The organism is Ramlibacter monticola (assembly GCF_016722785.1).
GTDB classification, from domain to species: domain Bacteria; phylum Pseudomonadota; class Gammaproteobacteria; order Burkholderiales; family Burkholderiaceae_C; genus Ramlibacter; species Ramlibacter monticola.
In genome coordinates this window covers 261,127-283,894 of the sequence record NZ_JAEQNE010000004.1, presented here as the reverse complement: position 1 = coordinate 283,894, position 22,768 = coordinate 261,127, and the positions used below count along the sequence as shown (strand labels likewise).

The window sequence follows — 22,768 nt, the reverse complement described above, 5'->3', positions numbered from 1 at the left end:
TCCTCAGTTCACCAGTTCGGCGGGCACCTTGCCGCCGTTGGCTGCCAGCTTCTGCATCAGCACCTTGTGCAGCCACATGTTCATGCGGGCCGAGTCCGCCATCAGGTCGGGCGGGCACTGGAGTTCGGTTGCCAGTTCCTTGCGCGCCTGCAGGCTGCTGTCGAGGTCCAGCAGTTTCAGCAGGTCGACGATCGAGGTGCGCCAGTTCAGCTTCTGCGCATTGGCGGCGGCCTTCTGTTCCAGCAGCGCGGTGACGTCCACCTCGGCCATCGGCGTCGTCGGCGCGGTTGCTGCAGGGGCGGCCCCGGCGACGTTGGTCGCGGGCTGCTGCGCCGGCACGGGCGTGCGCAGCATCTCCTCGACCTTGCTTGCGCCCGCATCGAAGCCCAGCTTGTCGAGGATCTTGGAGAAGAAACTCATGGCAGCCTCCTGGAGAGAAAGCGCCATGGGCATGGCCAAGGCGCCGGGCATGCTAGCCCCGTTGCACGTGAGCAGGTGTTTCTCCCCAAGGATCGTGGGGCATCGGGCGCCCTCGAATATGACGATCATCATATTTGCGCGTACACTGCCGCCCATGGATACCGCCCCCGCGAGCCGCAAGCAGCAGACGCACGACCGCATCCTGGACACGGCGGCGCGCGTGCTGCGCGATACCGGCTTCCACGGCGTGGGCGTGGCCGACATCATGAAGAAGGCCGGGCTCACGCACGGTGGCTTCTACGCGCACTTCGCTTCGCGCGAGGCCCTGCTCGCGGAAGCGCTGGAACGCGCCGGGCAGGACAGCCAATTGCGCCTGCAGAAGTCCATCGCCGCCGGCGAGGCCAAGGGCATGAGCCGCTTCCAGGCGCTGGTGGAAGGCTATCTTTCGGATCGGCACCTCAAGGCGCCCGATGCCGGCTGCCCCGTCGCGGCCCTGGCCTCCGAGATGCCGCGCCAATCGGAGGCGGTGCGCGAGGCCGCGGCGCTGCGCGTGAGGTCGCTGGTCTCCCGTGTCGAGGCCTGCCTGCCGCCCGGCCACGAGGCCGACGCCGCCGCCGTGATCGCCAGTCATCTGATCGGCGCCCTGCAGCTGGCCCGCATGCTGGGCGACAACGCCGGCGGTCGCCGGCACCTGGCGGCATCGCGCCGCTTCCTGCTGGAGCAATTCGAACCCCCACTCCGCTGATGCGCGCCCGCCCGCGACGCGCATCGCCCTCACGCGCGAATATGACGACCATCATATGAACCAGGAATCCACCATGCAGCTTGCCGCCGCCCTGCCGGCACCGACCCCCACGCAGCGGATGCTGCGCGGACCGGTGCTGCCCACGCTCCTGCGCCTCGCCACGCCCAACGTGCTGGGCCTGCTCGCCAACACCGTGGTGATCGGCTTCGACGGCTACATCGTGGGCCGGCTGGGTCCGGAGGCGCTGGCCGGCGTCGCGGTGGTCCTGCCGGTCGCCATGCTGATGCTGCAGATGTCCGCCGGCGGCTTCGGCGGCAGCACGACGGCCGCGGTCGCGCGTGCACTCGGCGCCGGCGATGCGGCCGGGGCCACGCGCGTCGCGCAGCACGCGCTGCTGCTGGCGCTCGCGGCGTCGCTGCTGTTCACGCTGCTGTTCTCCAGTCCCGCGGCCTATGCGCTGATGGGCGCCCGCGAGGGCGTGCTGGCCCAGGCGGCCAGCTATGCCGGCGTGCTGTTCGCGGGGGCCGCGGCGGTCTGGTCGGTGAACGTGCTGGCCGGCGTCGCGCGGGGCACGGGCCAGATGGCCGCGGCGGCGCTGGCGCTCATCGCCACCACCGCGATGCACCTGACCCTGTGCCCCCTCCTCGTCTTCGGCGTCGGTCCCCTGCCGCCCCTGGGCGTCGCGGGCGCGGCGGCGAGCACGGTGAGCTGCAACGCGGTCTCGGCGCTGGGCCTGCTGGCGTGGCTGTCGCGCCGCGGCCAGCCCGTGCGCGTCCTCGGCCCCCGCTGGCAGTTGCGGCGCGCGGCGTTCCGGGCGATCCTGCGGATCGCGCTGCCCTCGTCGCTGAACCCGGTGCTGAGCAATAGCTCCATCGCCCTGGCCACGGCTTTCGTCGGCAGCTTCGGCAGCCTCGCCGTGGCGGCCTACGGCATCGCCGCGCGGCTCGAATACATCCTCGTGCCGATCGCCTTCGGCTTCGGCAGCGCGCTCACCGCGATGGTGGCGACCAACCTCGGCGCCCGCCAGCCCGCCCGCGCCAAGCGGGTGACCTGGGCCGGCGCCGGCCTGGTGTGGGCGGTCACGGGCCTCATCGGCGCCTGGGCGGCGTTGTGGCCGCAGGCGTGGATGGGCCTGTTCACGTCCGACGCCGCAGTGCAGGCCGCGGGCAGCAGCTACCTGCGCATCGTGGGCGGCTGCTACGGCTTCTTCGGCCTGGGACTGGCGCTGTTCTTCGCCTCGCAGGGCGCCGGCCGCCTCGCATGGCCGCTGCTGGCCAGCACCGTGCGGCTGCTTGTCGTGGCGATCGGCGGCTACGTCGCGGTGCGCGTCGCCGCTGCGCCGCCCGAAGCCCTGTTCGTCGTCGTCGCGCTGAGCCTCTCGGCGCTGGGCCTGACGCTGTCGGCCGCGATCCACTTCGCCGATTGGACGCGCGGGTCGCAGCCTCCCGCCTGAAGCCCAGATGCAATGACCGGACCCGCTTCGCGCCGCAGCCAGGGTGCACCCGGGCTGCCTCACGGCGGGGGTGACCGGAGCCGAAGCCGCGTCCTCGGCAGGAAAAGCGAGAAAAACCCCAAGGGGGACTCGCCTTTCCTCCCGCCCCGCGAGTAGGTCCAAAGGGCAATGACGGGGACTGCACCGCTCCGGCATCCTCGACAGCCACTACACCTCGCCCGCGGAGCACGCCATGAAGATCCTGCGACGCGCGTTGCCCGGCCTCGCCCTCCTCGCGGCGCCGCTCGCGCACGCCTCCTTTCTTTCCGGCGAAGCGCTGGACACCGCCGCCGACTGGGTTTCCTGGTTCGTGATCTTCTTCGTGCCCGCCGTCGCGATCGGGGGCTTCCTGTTCGTGCATGTGCTGCCGGAAAAGATCGCCGAGAAGCGCCAGCATCCGCACAAGGACTCGATCAAGGTCCTCTGCATCCTGTCGCTGTTCTTCGGCGGCATGCTGTGGCCCCTGGCGTGGCTGTGGGCCTACACCAAGCCGCTCGGCTACCGCGCCATCTACGGCTCCGACAAGCACGACGACTATTACCTCGAGGAAGGCGAAAAGGCGCTGGCCGGCAAGCTCTCGCCGGCGGAAGTCGAGCACCTGCGCCACGAGCTGAGCGGGATGGAGCAGAAGGGGCCGTTGTCGCCCGAGCTGCGCCAGCTCATCGCGCAGCTCGAGCGCCCGTTGGCGGCGCAGCCGCCCATGACCGTGCTCACCACGCAGGACCGCCGCGTGGCCGAAACCGCGGGTGGAGGGACCAAGTAATGGAAGTCGTGCTGCTTGCCATCTACTCGTTCTTCGTCTGGCTGATCTTCTTCAAGTTCAAGTGGCTGCCGTGGAACACGCTGTCGCAGGTGATCGTGATCACCATCCCGATCGTGGGGCTGACGGCGCTGATCCTGGCGCTCAACGTGGTCGCGCCTTCGTCGCACGACGTGCGCGTCATCAAGTACGTCGTCAACGTGACGTCCGACCAGCGCGGCCGGGTGCTCGAGGTCGCCCCCGCCAACAAGCCGATGCGCAAGGGGGAGGTCCTGTACCGGATCGACCCCACCCCTTACCAGCTGCAGGTCGCCAGCCTCGAAGCCCAGCTCGCCAACACCGTGGGCAGCAGCCGCGAACTCGAAGAACAGCTGACCGGCTCCGCGGCCCAGGTCTCGCAGTCCAAGTCCGCCATCGACCAGGCGTCGCAGCGGGTGCAGCAGACGAACGCCGACCTCGAACTCGCCTTGAAGCGCGCCGCGCAGTACCGCGAGCTGGCGGGCAAGGGCGCCGGCAACAAGTTCGACCTGGAACAGGCGGAGACCAACCTGCGCAACGCGCAGGCCGCGGTGGACTCTTCCCGCAGCGCCGAGGCCCAGTCGCGCGGCGCGCTGGCCCAGGCGCTGGCGGGTGAACGCCAGATCCGGCAACGCATGGGCGCCAAGTCCAACGGCGAATGGGCGCAGATCGCCCAGATCCGCGCCCAGCTCGACCAGGCGCGCTTCGACCTGGCGCAGACCACGGTGCGCGCGCCCGCCGACGGGACGCCGATCAACGTGCAGTTGCGGCCGGGAGCGCTGGTGACCACCCTGGCCAACCTGCCGGCCCTCACTTACGTGGAGGACGAATTCAGCGTGATCGCCCTGTACGAGCAGAACGAGCTGACCAAGGTGAAGGTCGGCGACGAGGCCGAGATCGCCCTGGAGACCCTGCCAGGCGAGATCATCAAGGCCAAGGTGGAGGCCATCATCTGGGCGAACGGCCAGGGCCAGTCGGCGATCAGCGCAACCCTGCCGCAGACCGGGTCCACGCCGCCGCCACCCGGGCGCTTCCCCGTGAAGCTGACCGTGGACCCGAAGTTCCGCGACGTGTTCTTCGCCGCCGGGGCCCGCGGCGCGGCGGCGATCTACACGGAGCACCTGGAATTCATCCAGGTCGTGCGCAAGATCATCTTGCGCGTGAACACCAAGATCAATTACCTCATCCTGAAGCTGCACTGATGGCCCCGCCCGCATTGCGATGCGTCACCCTGGCGGCGGCTTGCGCGGCAGCCGTGGCGGGTTGCGCGCTTCGGTCGCCTCCCGACGCACAGCAGATCCGCTCGCAGTCCCTGCCGCAGACCCAGCTGCCGCCCCAGTGGACCGGCGGTCCCACCCCGCCCGGGGCGGTGGCCAATGGGTGGCTGCAGACCTTCCAGGACGCGCAACTGGAGACGCTGGTCGCCGAAGCCGTCGCGTACAACCCCGATTTGCAGCTCGCCTCGGCGCGCGTCGAGGCCGCCGAGGCCAGCGCCCGGGCTGCCGGCGCCGCGCTCTACCCGCAGGTGCACCTCACCGGCCACGGCGGCGGCAAGCTCGGCGGCGACGGCAGCGGCGTCAACGGCATCGGCCTGTTCGCCAGCTGGGAACTGGATCTCTGGGGCAAGGTGCGGGCGCAGCGCGCGGCCGCCTCCGCGCAACACGAATCCACGATCTTCGATGCGATCTCCGCGCGCGAGTCGATCGCCGCGCTGGTCGCCAAGAGCTGGTTCCTGGCGCGCGAGGCGGCGGTGCAGCGGGCGATCGCGGGCGACATGATCCAGTCGGCGCAGAACCTGGTCGAGCTCTCGCGCGACCGGGCGCGCGTCGGCAGCGGCGACGAGCTGGAAATCAGCCAGGCGGAAGCCAGCGCACTGTCGTACCGCGACGTGCAGCTGCAGGCGGAGATCGCGCGGCTGAACGCGCTGCGCGCGATCGAGATCCTCGCTGGCCGCTACCCCGCCGCCGCCGTCGATGCCGGCCTCGCGCTGCCGGCGGTGCCGGGGCCGGTGCCCGCGGGCCTGCCCTCCGAGCTGCTGGAGCGCCGCCCCGACGTGCGGGCGGCCGAGCGCCGCGTCGCCGCGGCCTTCTACCGCACCGAGCAGGCCCGGGCAGCGCGCCTGCCGACGATCTCGCTCACCGCGTCGGTGAGCAGCATCACGAGCGACCTGTTCGTCATGAAGGAACGCGACAACCCCATGGCGGGCATCGGCGCCACGCTCTTCGCGCCCCTCTTCAACGCGGGCGCGCTGCAGGCCCAGGTGGACGTGCGCAGCGCCGAACAGAAGGCGGCCATCGCCGAGTACGGGCGCATCGGCCTGCGCGCCTTCGGCGAAGTGGAGGGAGCGCTGTCGCAGTCCTTCACCCTGGACAGCCGCGCGGACGTGCTGCAACGCGCGGTGAGGGCGAACGAGTCGGCCCTGGGCTACGCGCGCACGCGCTACCAGGTCGGCAACGGCGACCTGCGCGGCGTGCAGAACCAGTTGCTGGCCCTGCACTCGGCGCGCGCGACGCTGGCGCGCGTGCAGGGCGAAAGGCTGATCCAGCGGGTGAACCTGCACCTGGCGCTGGGGGGTGGTTTCGAGCCCTGAAAGGGCCCGGTCGCCGCCGGTAGCGCGGCGATCTTCATGCGTCCGCGACGCGCCGGGCCAGGTGGGCCAGAGCCTCTTCGACCTGGTCGACCAGCACCAGGCAGAGGTCGCCGGGCCCCAGGCGGGCGAGCGCCGCATCGATCGCGACGAACTCGCCGCGGATCTCCTCGACGTGCGTGGTGCGGCTCGCTCCCTTGAGCCCCTCGCGCAGCAGCGCCATCACCTCGCCGTCGGCGCGCCCGCGCTGGGCCGCATCCTGGTACAGCAGCACGTCGTCGAAGGCGGCGCCCAGGATGACGGTCTGGTCGCGGATGTCCTCGTCGCGCCGGTCGCCGGCGGCGCTGATCACCACCGAGCGGCGCTTCGCCGGCATCGCATCGACCGCCGCCACCAGCGCGCGCATCGCGTCGGGGTTGTGGCCGTAGTCGGCGATCACCGTCGCGCCCTTGTAGTCCATCACGTTGAAGCGGCCGGGCGCGTTGTGCGCGTCGTTGACGAACGATCCCAGCCCGTTGCGGATAGCCTCGAACGGCAGGCCCGCGCCCCACGCAGCGGCGACCGCCGCCATGACGTTCTCGACCTGGAAGGCAATCGCGCCGTTGCGGGTGATCGGAATGTCCGCCAGAGGGATGTGCGCGCGCTGGTTCCCTTCCGCCGCGACCACCGAGCCGCCGTCCAGCGTCGGGTCGACGTAGACCTTGCGCCCGCCCTGCGCGCGGTGCGCCGCCAGGACAGCGTGGTGGCGGTCCGCGGCGAAGAAGATCACCTTGCCGGGGCAGGTGTCGGCCATCGCGGCAACGATGGGGTCGGCCGCGTTCAGCACCGCATACCCTGTCTTCGGCGTCACGTTCTGCACGATCACGCGCTTGAGGACCGCCAGGTCCTCGACGGTGGTGATGTAGTTCAGCCCCAGGTGGTCGCCGGCGCCGACATTGGTGACCACCGCGACCTGGCAGTGGTCGAAAGCGAGGCCTTCGCGCAGGAGGCCGCCGCGCGCGGTCTCGAACACCGCCGCCTCGACGTCGGGATGCATCAGCACGCTGCGCGCGCTCTTCGGGCCGCTGCAGTCGCCCGAGTCGATCTGCCGGCCGTCGACGTAGACGCCGTCGGTGTTGGTCATGCCCACCTTCAGCCCGCTGCTGGCGAACAGGTGCGCGATCAGGCGCGCGGTGGTCGTCTTGCCGTTGGTGCCGGTGACCGTGACCACCGGGATGCGGCCGTCGTGGCCGGGTTCGAACAGGTGGTTGACGATGGCCTCGCCGACATTGCGCGGCTTGCCGTAGGACGGCGACAGGTGCATGCGCAGCCCCGGCGCGGCATTGACTTCGACGATGCCGCCGCCCTGCTCCTCCAGGGGCTTGAGGACGCCCTCGCACACCATGTCGACGCCGCACACGTGCAGCCCCACCATCTGCGCCGCGGCGATCGCGCGTTCGGCGACCTCCGGGTGCACGTCGTCGGTGACGTCGGTAGCGGTGCCGCCGGTCGACAGGTTCGCGTTGTGGCGCATCCGCACGCGCTGGCCTCGCGCCGGCACGCTGCCGGTCGTGAGGCCTTGCTCGGCGAGCAGCGCGATGGCGATGTCGTCGATGCGGATCTTGGTCAGCGAGGTGGCATGGCCGTCGCCGCGGCGCGGGTCGGCGTTGACCTTGGCGACCAGCTCGGCCACCGTCAGCTCGCCGTCGCCCACCACCAGCGGCGGTTCGCGCCGCGCGGCGGCGACCAATTGGTCGCCGACCACCAGCAGGCGGTAGTCGCAGCCGGGCAGGAACTTCTCGACCATCACGTCGCCGATCTCGGCCGCGGCCTTGTAGGCCAGCGTCATGGCATCGCGGGTGGAGAGGTTGACGGTGATGCCCTTGCCCTGGTTGCCGTCCCGCGGCTTGACCACCACCGGCAGGCCCACCTCGAGCGCGGCGGCCCAGGCGTCGGCCTCGTCGGCCACCGGGCGGCCGATGGGCACCGGGACGCCGGCGGCGTGCAGCAACTGCTTGGACAGTTCCTTGTCCTGCGCGATCGACTCCGACACCGCGCTGGTCTGGTCGACCTCGGCGGCCCAGATGCGGTGCTGGTGCTTGCCCCAGCCGAACTGCACCAGGCTGCCGTCGGTCAGGCGGCGCCACGGGATGCCCCGGGCCGCCGCGGCCTGCACGATGGAGCCCGTGCTGGGCCCCAGGCGCACGTCCTCGTCGGTCTCGCGCAGGCGGGCGATCGCGGCGTCGATGTCGAAGCCAGCCTCGGGATCCAGCGTGGCCGCGATCAGCTGCTGCGCGAGTTCGAAGGCCAGGCGGCCGACCGCCTCCTCGCTGTATTCGACGACGACCTGGTAGATGCGCGGCTCGATCGTGGCCTGGGTGCGGCTGAAGGTGACCGGGCAGCCGGCTTCTTCCTGCAGCGAGAGCGCCACGGCCTCGAGCACGTGGGCCAGCGACACCGGGCCGCCGGCGCGCAAGGCGCCGACGGCCGGAAAGAGCTTGCGCAGCCGGGCCTCGAAGCCGGGGCGGCCGGTGACCGCGGTTTCATCGTCCGAGCAGGACACGACGGCCTCGATGGCCGTGTGCCGGCTCCACAGGTTGGGCCCGCGCAGGGCGCGGATGCGGGAGATTTCCATGGCGGTCGAAAATTCAGGCGGGCTGCGCGGAAGCGGCGTTGTGGGCGTCGAAGGTCTCGATGCCGGCGATGATCAGGTCGGGCGGGACGTCCAGCGCCCAGGCGGTGGCGATCACGGCGAGCAGGGATTCGTCGGCCATGCCGCCGCGCGCCGCTGGCGACAGCGGGGCCAGCCGCGTCTCGGCGCTGCCGGAGGCCAGCACCGGGCGGCGGTCGTGCAGGAAGACGGCGCGGCCGCGCGCGCCGCCGCCGCGGTGCGCCAACAGCGCTGGCGTCTGCGGATCGGCCGCGTAGAGCATGACCTCGCCGTCGCAAAAGGCCCCCAACGCGGCGACGCGCTCGTCGGCCGCGTTCAGCACCGCCACGCCGTCGCCCAGCACCACGTCGACCTGGGTGCGGAGCACCTTGGGCATCTGGTCGGGCGACTGGATGTCGAGCTCGGCCAGCGTCTCGGAACCATCGCAGTCGGTCACCACGCCGACCGTGCAGCGGTCGTAGGCCAGGCCGTCCCGCAGCACCGTGCAGGCATCGTTCTCGAACACCGCGGCCTGCACGTTGCGGTTGACCAGCAAGCGGTGCGACACGTCCCAGCGGCGCGCGTCGCCGGACGCCAGGCGGCGGCGGTCGAGGTACAGGCCGTCGGCGCACGCCAGGCCCACGCGCTGGCCGCGCAACTGGGCGAGCCAGGCGACCATCCGCGCGATGCGGGTGCTGTCGCGCGTGCCGGCGATGCCGACGATGGGGATGCGGCCGGCGTGCGCGTGGCCGTTGTCCTCGGGGAACAGCGTGTCGATGATGGCGCGGCCCACCGGACGCGGCTTGCCGATCGCGGGCTTCAGGTGCGCCAGCAGCCCGGGGCCGGCGTTGACTTCGACGATGGCGCCGCCCTGTTCGTGCAGCGGGCGGCCGATGTCCTGGGCCACGAGGTCGACACCGGCGATGTCCAGGCCGACGATGCGTGCGGCCAGGGCGACCACGTGTTCGACCTCGGGATGGACCTGGTCGGTGCAGTCGATCGCGACGTTGCCATTGCGCTGGATCAGCACCTTGCGTCCGGCCTCGGGCACGGTCGCGGGCGCCAGGCCCTGCCGTGCCAGTTCGGCCAGGATGGCTCCGTCGTCCTCGATCCCCAGGCGGTTCAGGGGGTGGTCCTCGGTGGTGCCGCGGCGCGGGTCGGTGTTGATCTGCGCGTCGACCAGCTGGCTCACGGTCGAACGGCCGTCGCCGGTGACCCAGGCGGTCTCGCCGCGCGCCGCCGCCGCCACCTTGCCGCCGATGACCAGCAGCCGGTGCTCGTCGCCGGCGATGCAGCGCTCCACCAGCACCTCGCTGCCATGGCGGGCGGCGACCTCGAAGGCGGCTTCGACGTCGGCCTGGGTGCGCAGGTCCAGCATGACGCCGCGGCCGTGGTTGCCGTCGCTGGGCTTGAGGACCACGGGCAGGCCGATGTCCTGTGCGGCTTCCCAGGCCTCGGCCGGCGTCTTTACGGCGCGGCCGTCCGGCACCGGTACGCCGCAGCCGGCGATCAGGCGCTTGGTCAGGTCCTTGTCGCGTGCGATGCCCTGGGCGATGGCGCTGGTGCGGTCGGTCTCGGCGGTCCAGATCCGGCGCTGGCGCGCGCCGTACCCCAGCTGCACCAGGTTGCCGTCGTTCAGGCGGATGTGCGGGATGCGCCGGTCGGTCGCCGCCGCGACGATGGCCGCGGTGCTGGGGCCGAGGTACGAGTCGTCGACCTGCTCGCGCACCTCTGCGACCGCTGCAGCGACATCGAAGGGCTCGTCGTTGATCGCCGCCATCAGCAGCCGATGGCCCTGCCTAAGCGCACTGCGCGCAACCTGCTCGTCGCGGGCGCGGAACACCATGCGGTAGACGCCGCGCTGCGAGGTGCTGCGCGTCTGGCCGAAGCCCGTGGGCATGCCGGCCAGGTTCAGCAGCTCGATCACCACGTGCTCCAGCACGTGGCCGGCCCAGGTGCCCTCCTGCAGGCGCTGCAGGAAGCCGCCGCGCTCACCGACGCCGCAGTGATGCTCGATCAGCGCCGGCAGCAGCGTGGTCAGCCGGTCGTTGAAACCGGGCAGTCGGTGCGACGGCCAGTCTTCCAGCTCGCCGAGGTCCAGCCAGACCTCGAGCACCGGCCGGTAGGTCCAGAGGTTGGGACCGCGCAGGTAGTTGATGCGCAGCAGTTGGATGTCGTTCTTCTTGCTCATGATCGGGCGCGGTGGGTGGAAAGCGCGGGCGGGTGATCAGCCAGGGCTCCATTGTCCGCCTGATCAGGTCGGCCCGGCTTTCGGCGAAAATCCGCGGTTCAGCCAGGGCATGACGCCCAGGGCTTTCTCACGACGTCGAATGCAATCCACCTCCTCCGTCGCGGCCATGCCGGGCTTGCCGCCAGACTGGCGCAAGGCGCTCGCCACCAGGCTCGCCAGCCATGAGAACGTGCTGGCCACGCTCGAGGTTGACATGGACCCGGCCATGTGTTTCGGGGCGGGCGGCTTGGCCCTGACCGATCGCCGCTTGCTGAGCTGGGTCGACGGCAGCTGGTCGGATTGGCGCCTGGCCGATGGCCTGCTGCTGCGCCACGGCGACCACGCCGGCGTCGGCACGCTGGAACTGATGGACGGCGAGCGGCGGCTCGCCCTGTGGCGTTTCACGCTGGCCCAGCAGCGTGCAGTGCTGGCCTTCGTCGCCCGTTTCGAGCGCCTTCAGTCGGGCGAGCCCGCCCTGGTGGAGGAAGCCACCGACGAAGACGAAGCCGACGAGGACACCCGCCCCCCCTCGACCTGGGTGCTGCTGCGCCTGGGCCGCTTCGCGCGCCCCTACCGCACGCAGCTCGCCATCGGCTTCGGATTGACGCTCGCGTCCACCGCTGCGACGCTCGTGCCGCCCTATCTGACCATTCCGCTGATGGACCGGGTGCTGATCCCGTTCCAGAACGGGCAGCGCATCGATCCGGGCTACGTGCTGCTGCTGCTGTCGGGCCTGCTGGGTTCGGCGCTGCTGGCCTGGGGCCTGGGCTGGGCTCGCACCTGGCTGCTGGCCCTGGTGTCGGAGCGCATCGCGGCCGACCTGCGCACCACGGCCTTCGAGCACCTGCTGCAACTCTCGCTGGACTACTTCGGCGGCAAGCGCACCGGAGACCTGGTCTCGCGCATCGGCTCGGAAACCGACCGCATCTCGGTCTTCCTGTCGCTGCACGCGCTCGACTTCGCCACCGATGTCCTGATGTTCGCCATGACCGCGGTGATCCTGTTCTCGATCAACCCCTGGCTGGCGCTGGTGACGCTGCTGCCGCTGCCTTTCATCGCGTGGATGATCCACGCCGTGCGCGACCGGCTGCGCACCGGCTTCGAAAAGATCGACCGGGTCTGGGGCGACGTGACCAGCGTGCTGGCCGACACCATTCCCGGCATCCGCGTGGTCAAGGCCTTCGCGCAGGAGCAGCGCGAGGCGCAGCGCTTCCGCGAGGCCAACCAGGCCAACCTGCTCGTGAACGACAGGCTCAACAAGACCTGGAGCCTGTTCTCGCCCACGGTCTCGCTGCTGACCGACGTGGGCCTGCTGGTGGTCTGGGCCTTCGGCATCTGGCTGGTCAGCCGCGGCGAGATCACGGTGGGCGTGCTGACGGCATTCATCGCCTACATCGGGCGCTTCTACACGCGGCTGGATTCCATGAGCCGCATCGTGTCGGTCACGCAGAAGGCGGCCTCCGGCGCCAAGCGGATCTTCGACATCCTCGACCACGTCTCCAACGTGCCCGAGCCGGCGCACCCGGTGAAGATCGATTCCCTGGAAGGCTCCATCGCCATGCAGGGCCTGGGCTTCCGCTACGGCAACCGCAGCGTGATCCGCGACCTGGACCTGACGATCCACCCGGGCGAGATGATCGGCCTGGTGGGCCACAGCGGCTCGGGCAAGAGCACGCTGGTCAACCTGATCTGCCGCTTCTACGACGTGAGCGAGGGCGCGATCAAGGTCGACGGCATCGACATCCGGCGCTTCGGCGTGGCCGACTACCGGCGCCACATCGGCCTGGTGCTGCAGGAGCCGTTCCTGTTCTTCGGCACCATCGCCGAGAACATCGCCTACGGGCGGCCGGACGCGACGCGGGCCGAAATCGTGGCGGCGGCGCGCGCCGCGCACGCGCACGAGTTCATCCTGCGCCTGCCGCTGGGCTACGACTCCATGGTCGGCGAACGCGGCCAGGGCCTGTCCGGCGGCGAGCGCCAGCGCATCTCGATCGCCCGCGCGCTGCTGATCGACCCGCGCATCCTGATCCTCGACGAGGCCACTTCCAGCGTCGACACCGAGACCGAGACGGAGATCCAGAAGGCGCTGGACAACCTGGTGCAGGGACGGACCACCATCGCCGTCGCGCACCGGCTGTCGACACTGCGCAAGGCCGACCGGCTGGTCGTGATGGACCGGGGCCGGGTGGTCGAGGTCGGGCCGCACGACGAGCTGATGGCCAGGCAGGGATCCTATTGGCGGCTTTACGAGGCCCAGGCGCGCCGGGTCGAGGACGACGGCAGCGGCGGCGACGACCTCCAATTGCCGGCGCCGGCGCATGCGGCCCATCCCGCGGGGCAATGACGATGTTCCAGCTCGAACGCAATCCCTTCGGCCGCCTGGTGCTGACGCTGCCCGACGGCACGGTGCACGAGGGCGTGGTGCCGGTGCGGGCCTTCCCGCTGGCCGCCCCCGCGGAGGGCGTGTCGCTGGTCAGCACCGAGGGGCGCGAGCTCGCGTGGGTGCCCCACCTGGGCGCGCTGCAGCGCGAGGCCCACGCGCTGATCGAACAGGAACTGGCGGGCCGCGAGTTCGTGCCGACGGTGCAGCGCATCGAGTCGGTCTCCAGCTTCTCGACCCCCAGCACCTGGCACGTGACGACGGACCGCGGGCCGACCCGCTTCGTGCTCAAGGGGGAGGAGGACATCCGTCGCCTGGGCGAGGGTGCCCTGCTGATCGCCAGCGCCGAGGGGATCAACTTCCGCATCGCCGACCGGCTGGCGCTGGACCGCCATTCGCGCGGGCTGCTCGAACGCTTCCTGTGAGCGTGGGAACAAGATCCGTCTTCCAGCCCCGGGACGGGACGGCCGCCCCATCGCGCCCCGGCACCTATTCGATCACCACCCGCGGGAAGTAGTACGACACCACCCAGTGGGGCACGTCGACGATGGAGCTGATCCGAAGGTCGGCGCAGACGCTGCACAGCATGTACGCGTCGACCGGCTGGTAGCCGTAGCGCTTGCTGAGAAGATCGATCATCTCGGACACGGCCACGCGCGCCCCTTCCATCAGGTCCGGGCCGATGCCCGTCGTCACTTCGTAGCCCTTGCGGTCGAAATGGTTCGTCACCGGGCCGGGCACCACGTAGCGCGGCATGCGCAGCCGCGCGCCCTTCACCAGCTCGAACTTCAGCACGACGTCGATGGGGCTTTCGATCGCGGTGCCGCAGACCTCGCCGTCGCCTTGCGCCGCATGCGTGTCGCCCACCGAGAAAAGCGCGCCCGGCACCTCGATCGGCAGGTACAGCTCGGCGCCTTCGGCGATATCGCGCGCATCCATGTTGCCGCCCACGTTGCGCGGCGGAATGATGCTGTGCAGGCCCGGCGCCGCGGGCGCCACGCCGATCGTTCCGGTGAACGGCCGCAGCGGCACGCGGCCGCCGGGCCCGTACATCGCCGGCGCGAGCCCGGGGTCGTAGTTCCAGTGATGCAGGCGGGCCTGCGGGAACTGGCTGCTCAGCAATCCGAAGCCCGGAATGTTGCCGGTCCAGCCCCAGCCCGAAGGCCGCAGCGACAGCACGGTCACCTTCAGCGCGTCGCCCGGCTCGGCGCCGTCGATGTAGACCGGGCCGGTGACCGGGTTGACGCGCGCGAGGTCGAGCCGCTCGAGATCGGCGGCCGTCGACTCGTGCGTCAGCTGCCCGGAGGACGCATCGACCGTCTGGAACTCGATGGTCTCGCCGGGCGCGATGCGCAGGCAGGGCGCGAATGCGTTGTTCCAGCCGTGATGGATGTGGTCCTTGTGGATCGTGTGACCGGCCAGTGCAGCCATGGCTTGCTCCTTCAGACGGCGACGGTGAGCGCGCCGTCGATCACCAGGTTGGCGCCGGAGATGCGGCTGGCGGCGGGGCTGGCGAGGAACACCACGCCGTTGGCCACCTCCTGTGCGGTGCCGAACTTGTGCGTCGGGTTGGCCTCGACCGTCGACGCGAACAGGTCCGGCATGTTCTTCTCGATGTTCTGCCAGATGCCGCCTTCGAAGTAGGTGTTGCCCGGCGACACGCAGTTGACGCGGATGCCCTGGCCGACGAGCTTGCGGCTCAGGCCCTTGGCGTAGTGGATCAGCGCCGCCTTGGTCGCGCCATACGAGCCCGCGGCGAAGTCGACCTCGAAGCCCGAGACGCTGGAGATCAGGACGATGGCACCGCCGCCCGATTTTTCGAGGAAGGGAACCGCGGCCGCCACCGCGTTGACCGTGTGCATCATGTCGGTGGCGAAGGACTTCGCCCACGTGTCGGGCGAGTCGCCGACGGCCAGGGCGCTGACGTTGCAGACCAGCACGTCGACGCCGCCCAGCGCCTCGGCGCTGGCATCGATCCAACCCTTCAGGGCACCGGCATCGGTGACGTCGATCGCGCGACCGAAGGCCGGCACGCCCTTCTTCTTCAGCGCGGCCACCGCGGTTTCGACATCGCCGGGGTTGCGCGCGCAGAGCGAGACGCCGGCTCCTTCATCGGCGAAGGTCTCGGCGATCGCCCGGCCGATGCCCTTGCTGCCGCCCGTGACGAGTGCCCGCTTGCCTTTGAGTCCGAGGTCCATCGCGTGTCTCCTTTGCTGCTGGCTCAGATCCTGGGGTCCTCGGCGGCGCGATCCGGCGGCCGGATGCCCCAGCGCTGCATGCGCCGGTACACCGTCATTCGCGCCACGCCGAGCTGGTGCGCGACCGCGCTCACGCTCCAGCCTGCCGCGCGCAGGTACTGCAGCAGCAGTTGCGCCTCCGGCGGCATCGACGACGCGGCCGAGGCCGGCGCGGCCGCAGCCGCGTCGCCGCCGATCAGCGCATCGGGCAGTTCGGACAGTCCGATGACGCCGTCCTTCCCGGCCATCGCGCAGGCATAGGCCATGACGTTCTTCAGTTCGCGCAGGTTGCCCGGCCAGGCATAGGCACGCAGCCACGCCTCCGCCTCCGGGCTGAGCCTCGGCAGCGACGGATGCTCGCCGAGCATCTTGTGCGCGAGCCAGGGAAGGTCGCGGCGCTGGCGCAGCGGCGGCAAGGCGAGCTGCGCGCCGGCCAGGCGGTAGTACAGGTCGTCGCGAAAACGCCCTTCCCGCACGCGCGCGGCGAGGTCGGCGTGGGTGGCCGAGATCACCCGCACGTCCACCTTGTGCGCACGCGCGCCGCCGAGGGGCATGACCTCGCGCTCGGCCAGCACGCGCAGCAGCCTCGGCTGCAGCGCGAGCGGCATGTCGCCGATCTCGTCGAGGAACAGCGTGCCGCCGTCGGCCTCCTGGATCAGCCCGCGCTTGCCTTTGGTCGCGGCGCCGCTGAAGCTGCCGGGCAGGTAGCCGAACAGCTCGCTCTCGATCAGGGTCTCGGGGATGGCCGCGCAATTCACGGCGACGAAAGGCTTGCCGCGGCGCAGGCTGGCCTGGTGCATGGCCTTGGCGAAGTATTCCTTGCCGCTGCCGGTTTCGCCGGTGATCAGCACGCTCATCGTCGTGTCGACCAGGCGTGCCGCACGCTGGATCTGCCGGTCGAGCGCCGGGTCCCCGCCCGACAAGCGCGCCAGCGGAACGGGCACGCCCGCATCCGGCAGCGACGCCACCGTGGCGGCCGGCGCCGTGCTCCATCGCACGGGCGGCGGCACCGCATGCAGGAACAGCACGCGGCCGCTGCGCGCCAGCGTCACGGCACGCTGGTCACCCGAGAGCATGGCGCGCAGGTAGCGCCCCAGCTCCTCGAAGCGTGCATCGAACAACTGGTCGAACGGCAGGCCGAGCACCGGGCTGCCGGCCTCGGCTTCGAGCAGCAGTTGCGCGGCACGGTTGTGGCCGACGATGCGCCCGCCGGCGTCCAGCGCCAGCAGGTGGTCCGGGCTGATCTCGACGAACTCCGGCGAGGGATGCAGCTTCAGGACCCAGTGCTTGCGGAACCAGCGCAGGAAGTTGGCGTTCTCGACGCGCTGCGCGAACACCTTCACCAGCTGCAGCGCGAGCTGCTGGCTGCTCTTGGCCTGCGGCGACGTGAGGGCCGAGATGTCGAGCACCGCCTTCAGGCCGCCCAGCGGGTCGTACACCGGTGCCGCGGTGCAGGTGAGCGGGATGTGGGTGACGTCGAAATGGTCGCCCTGGTGCACGGTGAGCGCCTGCCCGGTCGCGATGGCGGTGCCGACGCCGCAGGTGCCGGCATGCTGCTCGTTCCAGTCGCTGCCGAGGTACAGGCCCGCATGGCGCAGCGACACATCCAGCTGCAGGTCGCCGATGAAGTCGACCGTCACGCCGCGCGCATCGGTGAGCAGCACGCAATAGCCGAGGCCGGCCACCTGCTGGTAGAGCGCTTCGAGGCCGTGGCGGGCGATGTGCAGCAGTTCCTCGAGGCGTTCCTGGTGCTCCCGCACCACGTGCGACGGCAGGATGATCGCCTCCTGCATGCGCGTCGGATCGAGGTGGTGCTCGTGCACGCAGCGCGTCCAGCTCTCGCGGATGACGGGATCCGGCGCAGGCGCGTCCGCCAGGGGCATGCCTTCCCCGGCCAGCCGCATGACGGCATGGATGTGTTCGCGCTGCAGCGTTTCCATGCGGAACCTCCGACGCGCTCAAGGGGCCGACAATGTACACCCCCTCAGCCGGGGTGCGAAGGGGCTTGTCCGAACCGGGCCGCGACGGCAAGCAGGGCGCGACGCGCCACCTGCGGGTCTCCCGCCTCGATGGCCACGCTGGTGAGCGCATCGGCGCGGTAGCGCGTGTCGCTGCCGAGCGCCGCCTCGAAGGCGTTGGCCTGCGCGGTCAGCCGCTCGGGGGCGGCATCGACCACGATCACCGCATGCGCCAGCACCACCGGCCGCCCCGCCAGGCGGCGCCAGGCCTGCGCGGTGCCGACCAGCTTGCGTGCATTGACGGCGAGGTTGTAGCGGCCGTCGCAGAACGAGCCCGTCACCGGCTGCGGCGTGGCCACGATGCCCAGCTGCGCGAAGGCCGCCGCCAGCTCAGCGCACAGCGCGAGATACACGCCGGAGGTATCGACGGGCGCCGAACTCGGCGCGGACCACACGAGGCTCAGGTTCCAGACCCCGGGACCCTGCGGCACCAGCCCCCCGCCGGAGGAGCGCACCTGGAGTTCACCGGCAGCCGCGTCGCGCGCCGCCGCCCAGCCCGGGAGCAGCGTGTAGCGACGCGGCACGACGAGCCCCACCGGGGCCTGCCACAGATGCGCCGCCGCACTCCCGGTCGCTGCGCAGCGCTCCATCCAGTCGGATTCGCACGCCACGCCGCCTGCGAGCGGCTGCTCGTGGATGGTCACGGACTCGAAGACTGGGAGGTTCACGACTTCGCGCCAAGGCCCGCGGCTCACGCCCCGATGTGCCGCTTCAGCAGCGCGTTCACCTCGCTCGCCTTCTCCATCATCGCCATGTGCCCTGCCCCTTCCAGCACCTGCACCGTCGCCCACGGCGGCGCATTGCCAGCATGCGCCGCCGGGATGACACGGTCCTGCGCCCCCCACACCACCAACAGCGGAAGGCCACGTTCGGCCAATCGCAGTGCCGGCAGGTCGGCCTGTCGGCCCGCTGCGAAGAGCGCGCCTTGCAAGGCATCGAGCAGCTCGCCCACGCCGTCCACCCGCTTGTACTTCAGCAGGTCGTCGACCATCTGGCGGCTGGCCATCGCAGGGGTGGCAAACAGCTGTTCGACCACCGGCTTGAGCTCGCGGCGCGAACTCGCGCGCGCAAAGCCCCGCGTGTAGTCGCCGTTGATCTCGGGCCCCAGGCCGGCCGGGTTGATCAAGGCGAGCGATGCCACCCGCTCCGGATGATCGAGCGCCAGTTGCGCGCCTATGGCGCCCCCCATCGAGTGGCCGACCAGGTGCACGCGATCGACGCCGATCTTCGCCAGGAACGCGGCGACGAAGGCGGAGAGATCCGCCAGCGAGGTGCCCGGCAACCTGGCATCCGACTGCCCGTGCCCCGGCAGGTCGAGCGCGATCACGGGAGCCGCGGCCGACAGCGCATCGAGGTTGAACAGCCAGTTGCCCAGGTCGCCGCCGTAGCCGTGCAGGAACAGCACCGGCACGCCGGTGTCCGGGCCGCGCCGCGCATAGCGCACGCGGATGCCATCCACCTCGGCCCAGTCGTAGGCGGGGCCCGCCTCCCCGGCTTCGTCACCGGCCGCCGGCACCTCGTAGGCCGCGATGTAGGCGTCGATTTCGGCATCGGGCACTTCGGCCTCGGCCAGCACGCCGAGCAGCGCCTTGACGGGCCGCCGCTCGCCGTTCTTCGCGACCTGCCGCCGCAGCAGGCCGGGGTCGGGCGCTTCCACCGCATTCGAGATCTTGTCGGTCTCGACATCGATGACGGGCGTGCCGACCTCGATGCGCGTGCCCTCCCCGACCAGCCAGCCGGCGACCGTCCCCTCCCGCATCTCGAGGCCCCACTTCGGCATCACGAGCGGCGTGATCTGCCCGGCCATCAGTGCCTTCCCCCCTGCATCGTGCGGTGCACCGCCGCCACGATCTGCGCCGCGCCCGGCAGGTACAGGTCTTCCAGCGCGGGCGAGAACGGCACCGGCGCATGCGGCGGCGTCACCATCTCGATCGGGCCCTTGAGCGCCGCGAACGCCTGCTGCGCCACCTGCGCCGAGACGTCCGCCGCGATGCTGCAGCGCGGGTTGGCCTCGTCGACGCACACCAGGCGCCCGGTCGCCTCGACGCTCTCCAGCACGGTGTCGATGTCGAGCGGACTCAGAGTGCGCAGGTCGATCACCTCCGCCTCGACGCGGTCCTTGGCCAGTGCGGCGGCGGCATCGAGCGCACGGTGCACCATCAGGCCGTAGGTCACGATGGTGACGTCCCTGCCTTCGCGCACGACGTTGGCCTCGCCGAACGGAATCGTGTAGCTGGCCTCCGGCACTTCGCCTTCGAAGCCATAGAGATTCTTGTGCTCGCAGAAGATCACCGGGTCGTTGTCGCGGATCGCCTGGATGAGCAGGCCCTTGGTGTCGTAGGGAGTGCTCGGGCACACCACCTTCAGCCCGGGGATGTGGGTGAACAGCGGCGTGAGCATCTGCGAGTGCTGCGCGGCAGCGCGGAAGCCCGCGCCGACCATCGTGCGGATCACCACCGGCGTCTGCGCCTTGCCGCCGAACATGTACCTGAACTTGGCGGCCTGGTTGTAGATCTGGTCGAAGCACACGCCCATGAAGTCGATGAACATCAGCTCGGCGACCGGGCGCATGCCGCAGGCGGCGGCGCCGATGGCCGCGCCCACATAAGCCGATTCCGACAACGGCGTGTCGAGCAGCCGGTCGCCATGCTTGGCGTAGAGCCCCTTGGTGACGCCGAGCACGCCGCCCCAGGCGTCACGCTCTCCGTTGCCGCCGGCGCCGCCGACGATGTCCTCGCCCATCAGGACGACGGTCGGGTCGCGGGTCATCTCCTGGTCCAGCGCCTCGTTGATCGCCTGCTTCATGCTGATCTTGCGTGCCATGTCGTTCTCCTCGAAGCTCAATACGCGACGTACACGTCGGTGGTGAGGTCGGCCGCGGTGGGCAAGGGTGCGGCCTTGGCTTCCACGACGGCGTTCTCGATGAGGCCCAGCACCTCGTGGTCGATCGCCGTCAGCTCCTCGCCCGTGATGACGCCGGAGGCCGTGACGGCCGCGGCGAACTTCTTCAGGCAGTCGTGGTCGGCGCGGATCTGCTCCACTTCGCCTGCACCGCGGTAGGTCTGCGCATCGCCCTCGAAGTGGCCGTAGAAGCGGACCATCTTGCATTCCAGCAGCGCGGGGCCGCCGCCCTTGCGGGCGCGGGCGATGATCTCGCCGGCTGCCTCGTGCACCGCGAAGAAGTCGGTGCCGTCCACGGTGACGCCCGGCAAGCCGAAGCCCGCGGCGCGATCGACGTAGCTGTCCACCGCCACGCCGTAATCGCGCGAGGTGCTCTCGGCATAGCCGTTGTTCTCGACGACGAAGAGGGCCGGCAGGTTCCACACCGCCGCCAGGTTCAGGCTTTCGAGGAAGGTCCCCTGGTTGCTGGCGCCGTCGCCCACGAAGCTGACCGCCACTTCGCCCTTGCCGCGGTACTTCGCGGCGAGCGCGGCGCCGCATACGAGGGGCGCGCCGGCACCGAGGATGCCGTTGGCGCCCATCATGCCCTTGTCGAGATCGGCGATGTGCATCGAGCCGCCCTTGCCTTCGCAGGCGCCGCCCTTGCGGCCGTAGATCTCCTTCATCATCGAGCGCACGTCCACGCCCTTGGCGATGCAGTGGCCGTGGCCGCGGTGGGTGCTCGCGATACGGTCGCCGTCCCCCAGGTGCATCATGATCCCCGTGCCTGCCGCCTCCTCGCCGGCATACAGGTGCACGAAGCCCGGGATGTCGCCGCGGCCGAAGTCCACGTGCAGCCGCTCCTCGAATTCCCGGATCGTGCGCATGGTCCGATAGGCCTGCAGGAGTTGCTCCTTCGGGAGCGGTAACGGATGGACTGCCATGGCGTGTCTCCTCGTCGTCAGGGGTTGGGAATGCGGGTCGTCAGCAGCCCGTCGCGCGCGGCTGCAGCCATGCAGCGCTTCACGTCGAGCGTGTGGAAGGCGTCTTCGCGCAACGTCATCGTCACGCGTTCGCCGGGATCGAAGGTGAGTTCGCGTTCGCCGTCGAGCGCGACGCTGCCGGCCTCGGCGCTCACGGCCTGCGGCTCATCGGCCACCATGCGCTGCCAGCTCGCCACGGCCACGGGGCGCACGAGACCCGGCGCGATCGGCGCGTTCAGGTGCAGCAGCGCATGGCGCGCGTCGGTTGCCAGTTGCACGGAGAGCCCCCCCGGGTCGCGGCGACCCACCGGCTGCAGCAGCCCGCCGATGGACGACAGCCCGATCGCCTCGGGCTCGGCGAATGCGAAGTAGGCGGCCGCCAGCGATTGCGGCTTCCACAGCGCGCGGGCGCCGACCGTCCTGTCCTGCGTGACCACCGCATCGACGATGGCGATGTCCCGCCGCGGCGCCCCCGCGCCATTCAGGATGCTCACCTCGATGAGCTTGTTCGGCAGCAACGCCTCGCCGGCGTCGAGCCGGCCCATCGCGTAGAGGCCGGCCGCCAGGCCCGTGATCGTGGGCTCGCGCATTTCGGGAAAGGCGTTGTTGGTGCCGGTCGACAAGCCGGCGATCGGCAGCGCGGAAAGGGTGGCATCGGCTCCGGCAACCAGCTCGCGCACCACGGCCCGATGCGTGCCGTCGCCGCCCAGCACGATGATGGCCGCCACGCCGGCGCGCTGCAGCAGGCGCGTCGCCGCGAAGGTGTCTTCCACCGTCGAAGTCGGCTCCATGTCGAGCAGCTCGAGCTCCGGCAACTCCGTGTCGCCGCGCTTCAGGTGGCGATCGAGCAAGGCCCGGATGCCGGAGCGATCGGGCATCAGCAGCACGCGTTGAACTCCGGCAGCGCGCGCGGCCTGCAGCACGCGGATGACGATGTTCACCCGCTCGCTGATCTGCAGGTTGCCGGCATGCGCGACGACGCGGCGGATGTCGCGCGCGGAAACGGGGTTCGCGATGATGCCGAGCGTGGGCGTTGACATGGGGTCGCATCGGCGCAAGAGCCATGCCAAACGGGACCCCTGCGGGCACGGCGCCGAAATCATTCGTAGTACGTGCGGGAGTCGACGAACGGTCCCGCATCCCACGGCGTCACGCTGAGACGCGGCTGTCACGGGGGATGTGACTGGCAGTCGTCGCGGACGGATCGACTCCGGGCTCTTGCACCCGCGCGCGAACTGCCGAGCTGGTACGTTTTGGGACCTCCTTTACCGTGACTTGCGTCAAGGAAAAGCCCAGCACCCCCTACTACTTTACACACCCCTGTTTACGAGTTTTCTTCTCGGCCGGCGCGAGGGCGGTCGATGGTTCGCAGGGCTTACCCCAGGCAGT

At 70.6% G+C, this 22,768-nt stretch carries 18 protein-coding genes; 7 read left to right on the top strand and 11 right to left on the bottom strand.

What is annotated here, in order from left to right:
* Positions 1–3 precede the first annotated feature (3 nt).
* On the bottom strand, positions 4–420 hold the full coding sequence (locus JJ685_RS17965; RefSeq protein WP_201675689.1) for a DUF3597 domain-containing protein: 417 nt from the start codon (positions 418–420) through the stop codon (positions 4–6).
* A gap of 154 nt (positions 421–574) precedes the next feature.
* Between JJ685_RS17965 and JJ685_RS17960 the strand changes: the two genes are divergently transcribed.
* The 5 genes from JJ685_RS17960 to JJ685_RS17940 all read left to right on the top strand — a co-directional run bounded on the left by JJ685_RS17960 (position 575) and on the right by JJ685_RS17940 (position 6,025).
* Positions 575–1,165: a TetR/AcrR family transcriptional regulator gene (locus JJ685_RS17960; protein WP_201675688.1), complete on the top strand. Its 591-nt coding sequence runs from the start codon at positions 575–577 to the stop codon at positions 1,163–1,165.
* A 55-nt stretch (positions 1,166–1,220) separates the two neighbouring features.
* Positions 1,221–2,618 carry an MATE family efflux transporter gene (locus tag JJ685_RS17955; RefSeq protein WP_201675687.1) on the top strand — a complete coding sequence of 466 codons (1,398 nt, stop codon included), beginning with the start codon at positions 1,221–1,223 and terminating at the stop codon, positions 2,616–2,618.
* A 232-nt stretch (positions 2,619–2,850) separates the two neighbouring features.
* On the top strand, positions 2,851–3,420 hold the full coding sequence (locus JJ685_RS17950; RefSeq protein ID WP_201675686.1) for a DUF3302 domain-containing protein: 570 nt from the start codon (positions 2,851–2,853) through the stop codon (positions 3,418–3,420).
* The gene (locus JJ685_RS17945; RefSeq protein WP_201675685.1) at positions 3,420–4,637 is read left to right on the top strand and encodes an HlyD family secretion protein; all 1,218 of its coding nucleotides are present in this window, start codon (positions 3,420–3,422) and stop codon (positions 4,635–4,637) included. The genes JJ685_RS17950 and JJ685_RS17945 overlap by 1 nt, the downstream gene beginning before the upstream one ends.
* Complete coding sequence (locus JJ685_RS17940) at positions 4,637–6,025, top strand: efflux transporter outer membrane subunit (RefSeq protein WP_201675684.1); 1,389 nt, start codon at positions 4,637–4,639, stop codon at positions 6,023–6,025. The genes JJ685_RS17945 and JJ685_RS17940 overlap by 1 nt, the downstream gene beginning before the upstream one ends.
* A 34-nt stretch (positions 6,026–6,059) precedes the next feature.
* On the opposite strand, the gene cphA is transcribed toward JJ685_RS17940, so the two are convergent.
* Positions 6,060–8,636, bottom strand: a complete 2,577-nt coding sequence (cphA, locus tag JJ685_RS17935) for a cyanophycin synthetase (protein WP_201675683.1) — start codon at positions 8,634–8,636, stop codon at positions 6,060–6,062.
* 13 nt (positions 8,637–8,649) lie between these two features.
* Positions 8,650–10,842, bottom strand: coding sequence for a cyanophycin synthetase (locus tag JJ685_RS17930; protein WP_201675682.1), 2,193 nt, complete (start codon positions 10,840–10,842; stop codon positions 8,650–8,652).
* Positions 10,843–10,981: 139 nt separating this feature from the next.
* Here JJ685_RS17930 and JJ685_RS17925 point away from each other — a divergent pair, with 139 nt between their 5' ends.
* Entirely contained in the window at positions 10,982–13,225 is a 2,244-nt protein-coding gene (locus JJ685_RS17925; RefSeq protein WP_201675681.1) for a cyanophycin metabolism-associated ABC transporter, read from the top strand.
* 2 nt (positions 13,226–13,227) lie between these two features.
* Positions 13,228–13,686, top strand: coding sequence for a cyanophycin metabolism-associated DUF1854 family protein (locus JJ685_RS17920; RefSeq protein ID WP_236599096.1), 459 nt, complete (start codon positions 13,228–13,230; stop codon positions 13,684–13,686).
* 64 nt (positions 13,687–13,750) lie between these two features.
* Here the strand turns inward: JJ685_RS17920 and JJ685_RS17915 are convergent, their stop codons facing one another.
* From JJ685_RS17915 to JJ685_RS17880, 8 genes are read right to left on the bottom strand one after another with little or no spacing between them, the layout of a single operon-like run.
* A complete protein-coding gene (locus JJ685_RS17915) occupies positions 13,751–14,692 on the bottom strand; it encodes an acetamidase/formamidase family protein (protein WP_201675679.1) in 942 nt (313 codons plus the stop codon).
* A gap of 11 nt (positions 14,693–14,703) precedes the next feature.
* Positions 14,704–15,459 carry an SDR family NAD(P)-dependent oxidoreductase gene (locus tag JJ685_RS17910; protein ID WP_201675678.1) on the bottom strand — a complete coding sequence of 252 codons (756 nt, stop codon included), beginning with the start codon at positions 15,457–15,459 and terminating at the stop codon, positions 14,704–14,706.
* A 23-nt stretch (positions 15,460–15,482) separates the two neighbouring features.
* Entirely contained in the window at positions 15,483–17,438 is a 1,956-nt protein-coding gene (locus JJ685_RS17905; RefSeq protein ID WP_201675677.1) for a sigma-54-dependent Fis family transcriptional regulator, read from the bottom strand.
* A 44-nt stretch (positions 17,439–17,482) separates the two neighbouring features.
* Positions 17,483–18,184, bottom strand: coding sequence for a lipoyl protein ligase domain-containing protein (locus JJ685_RS17900; protein ID WP_201675676.1), 702 nt, complete (start codon positions 18,182–18,184; stop codon positions 17,483–17,485).
* 23 nt (positions 18,185–18,207) lie between these two features.
* Positions 18,208–19,323, bottom strand: a complete 1,116-nt coding sequence (locus tag JJ685_RS17895) for an acetoin dehydrogenase dihydrolipoyllysine-residue acetyltransferase subunit (protein WP_201675675.1) — start codon at positions 19,321–19,323, stop codon at positions 18,208–18,210.
* Positions 19,323–20,339: an alpha-ketoacid dehydrogenase subunit beta gene (locus tag JJ685_RS17890; protein WP_201675674.1), complete on the bottom strand. Its 1,017-nt coding sequence runs from the start codon at positions 20,337–20,339 to the stop codon at positions 19,323–19,325. The genes JJ685_RS17895 and JJ685_RS17890 overlap by 1 nt, the downstream gene beginning before the upstream one ends.
* A 17-nt stretch (positions 20,340–20,356) precedes the next feature.
* Entirely contained in the window at positions 20,357–21,340 is a 984-nt protein-coding gene (locus JJ685_RS17885; RefSeq protein ID WP_201675673.1) for a thiamine pyrophosphate-dependent dehydrogenase E1 component subunit alpha, read from the bottom strand.
* A gap of 17 nt (positions 21,341–21,357) precedes the next feature.
* Positions 21,358–22,419: an ATP-NAD kinase family protein gene (locus JJ685_RS17880; RefSeq protein ID WP_201675672.1), complete on the bottom strand. Its 1,062-nt coding sequence runs from the start codon at positions 22,417–22,419 to the stop codon at positions 21,358–21,360.
* Positions 22,420–22,768 lie beyond the last annotated feature (349 nt).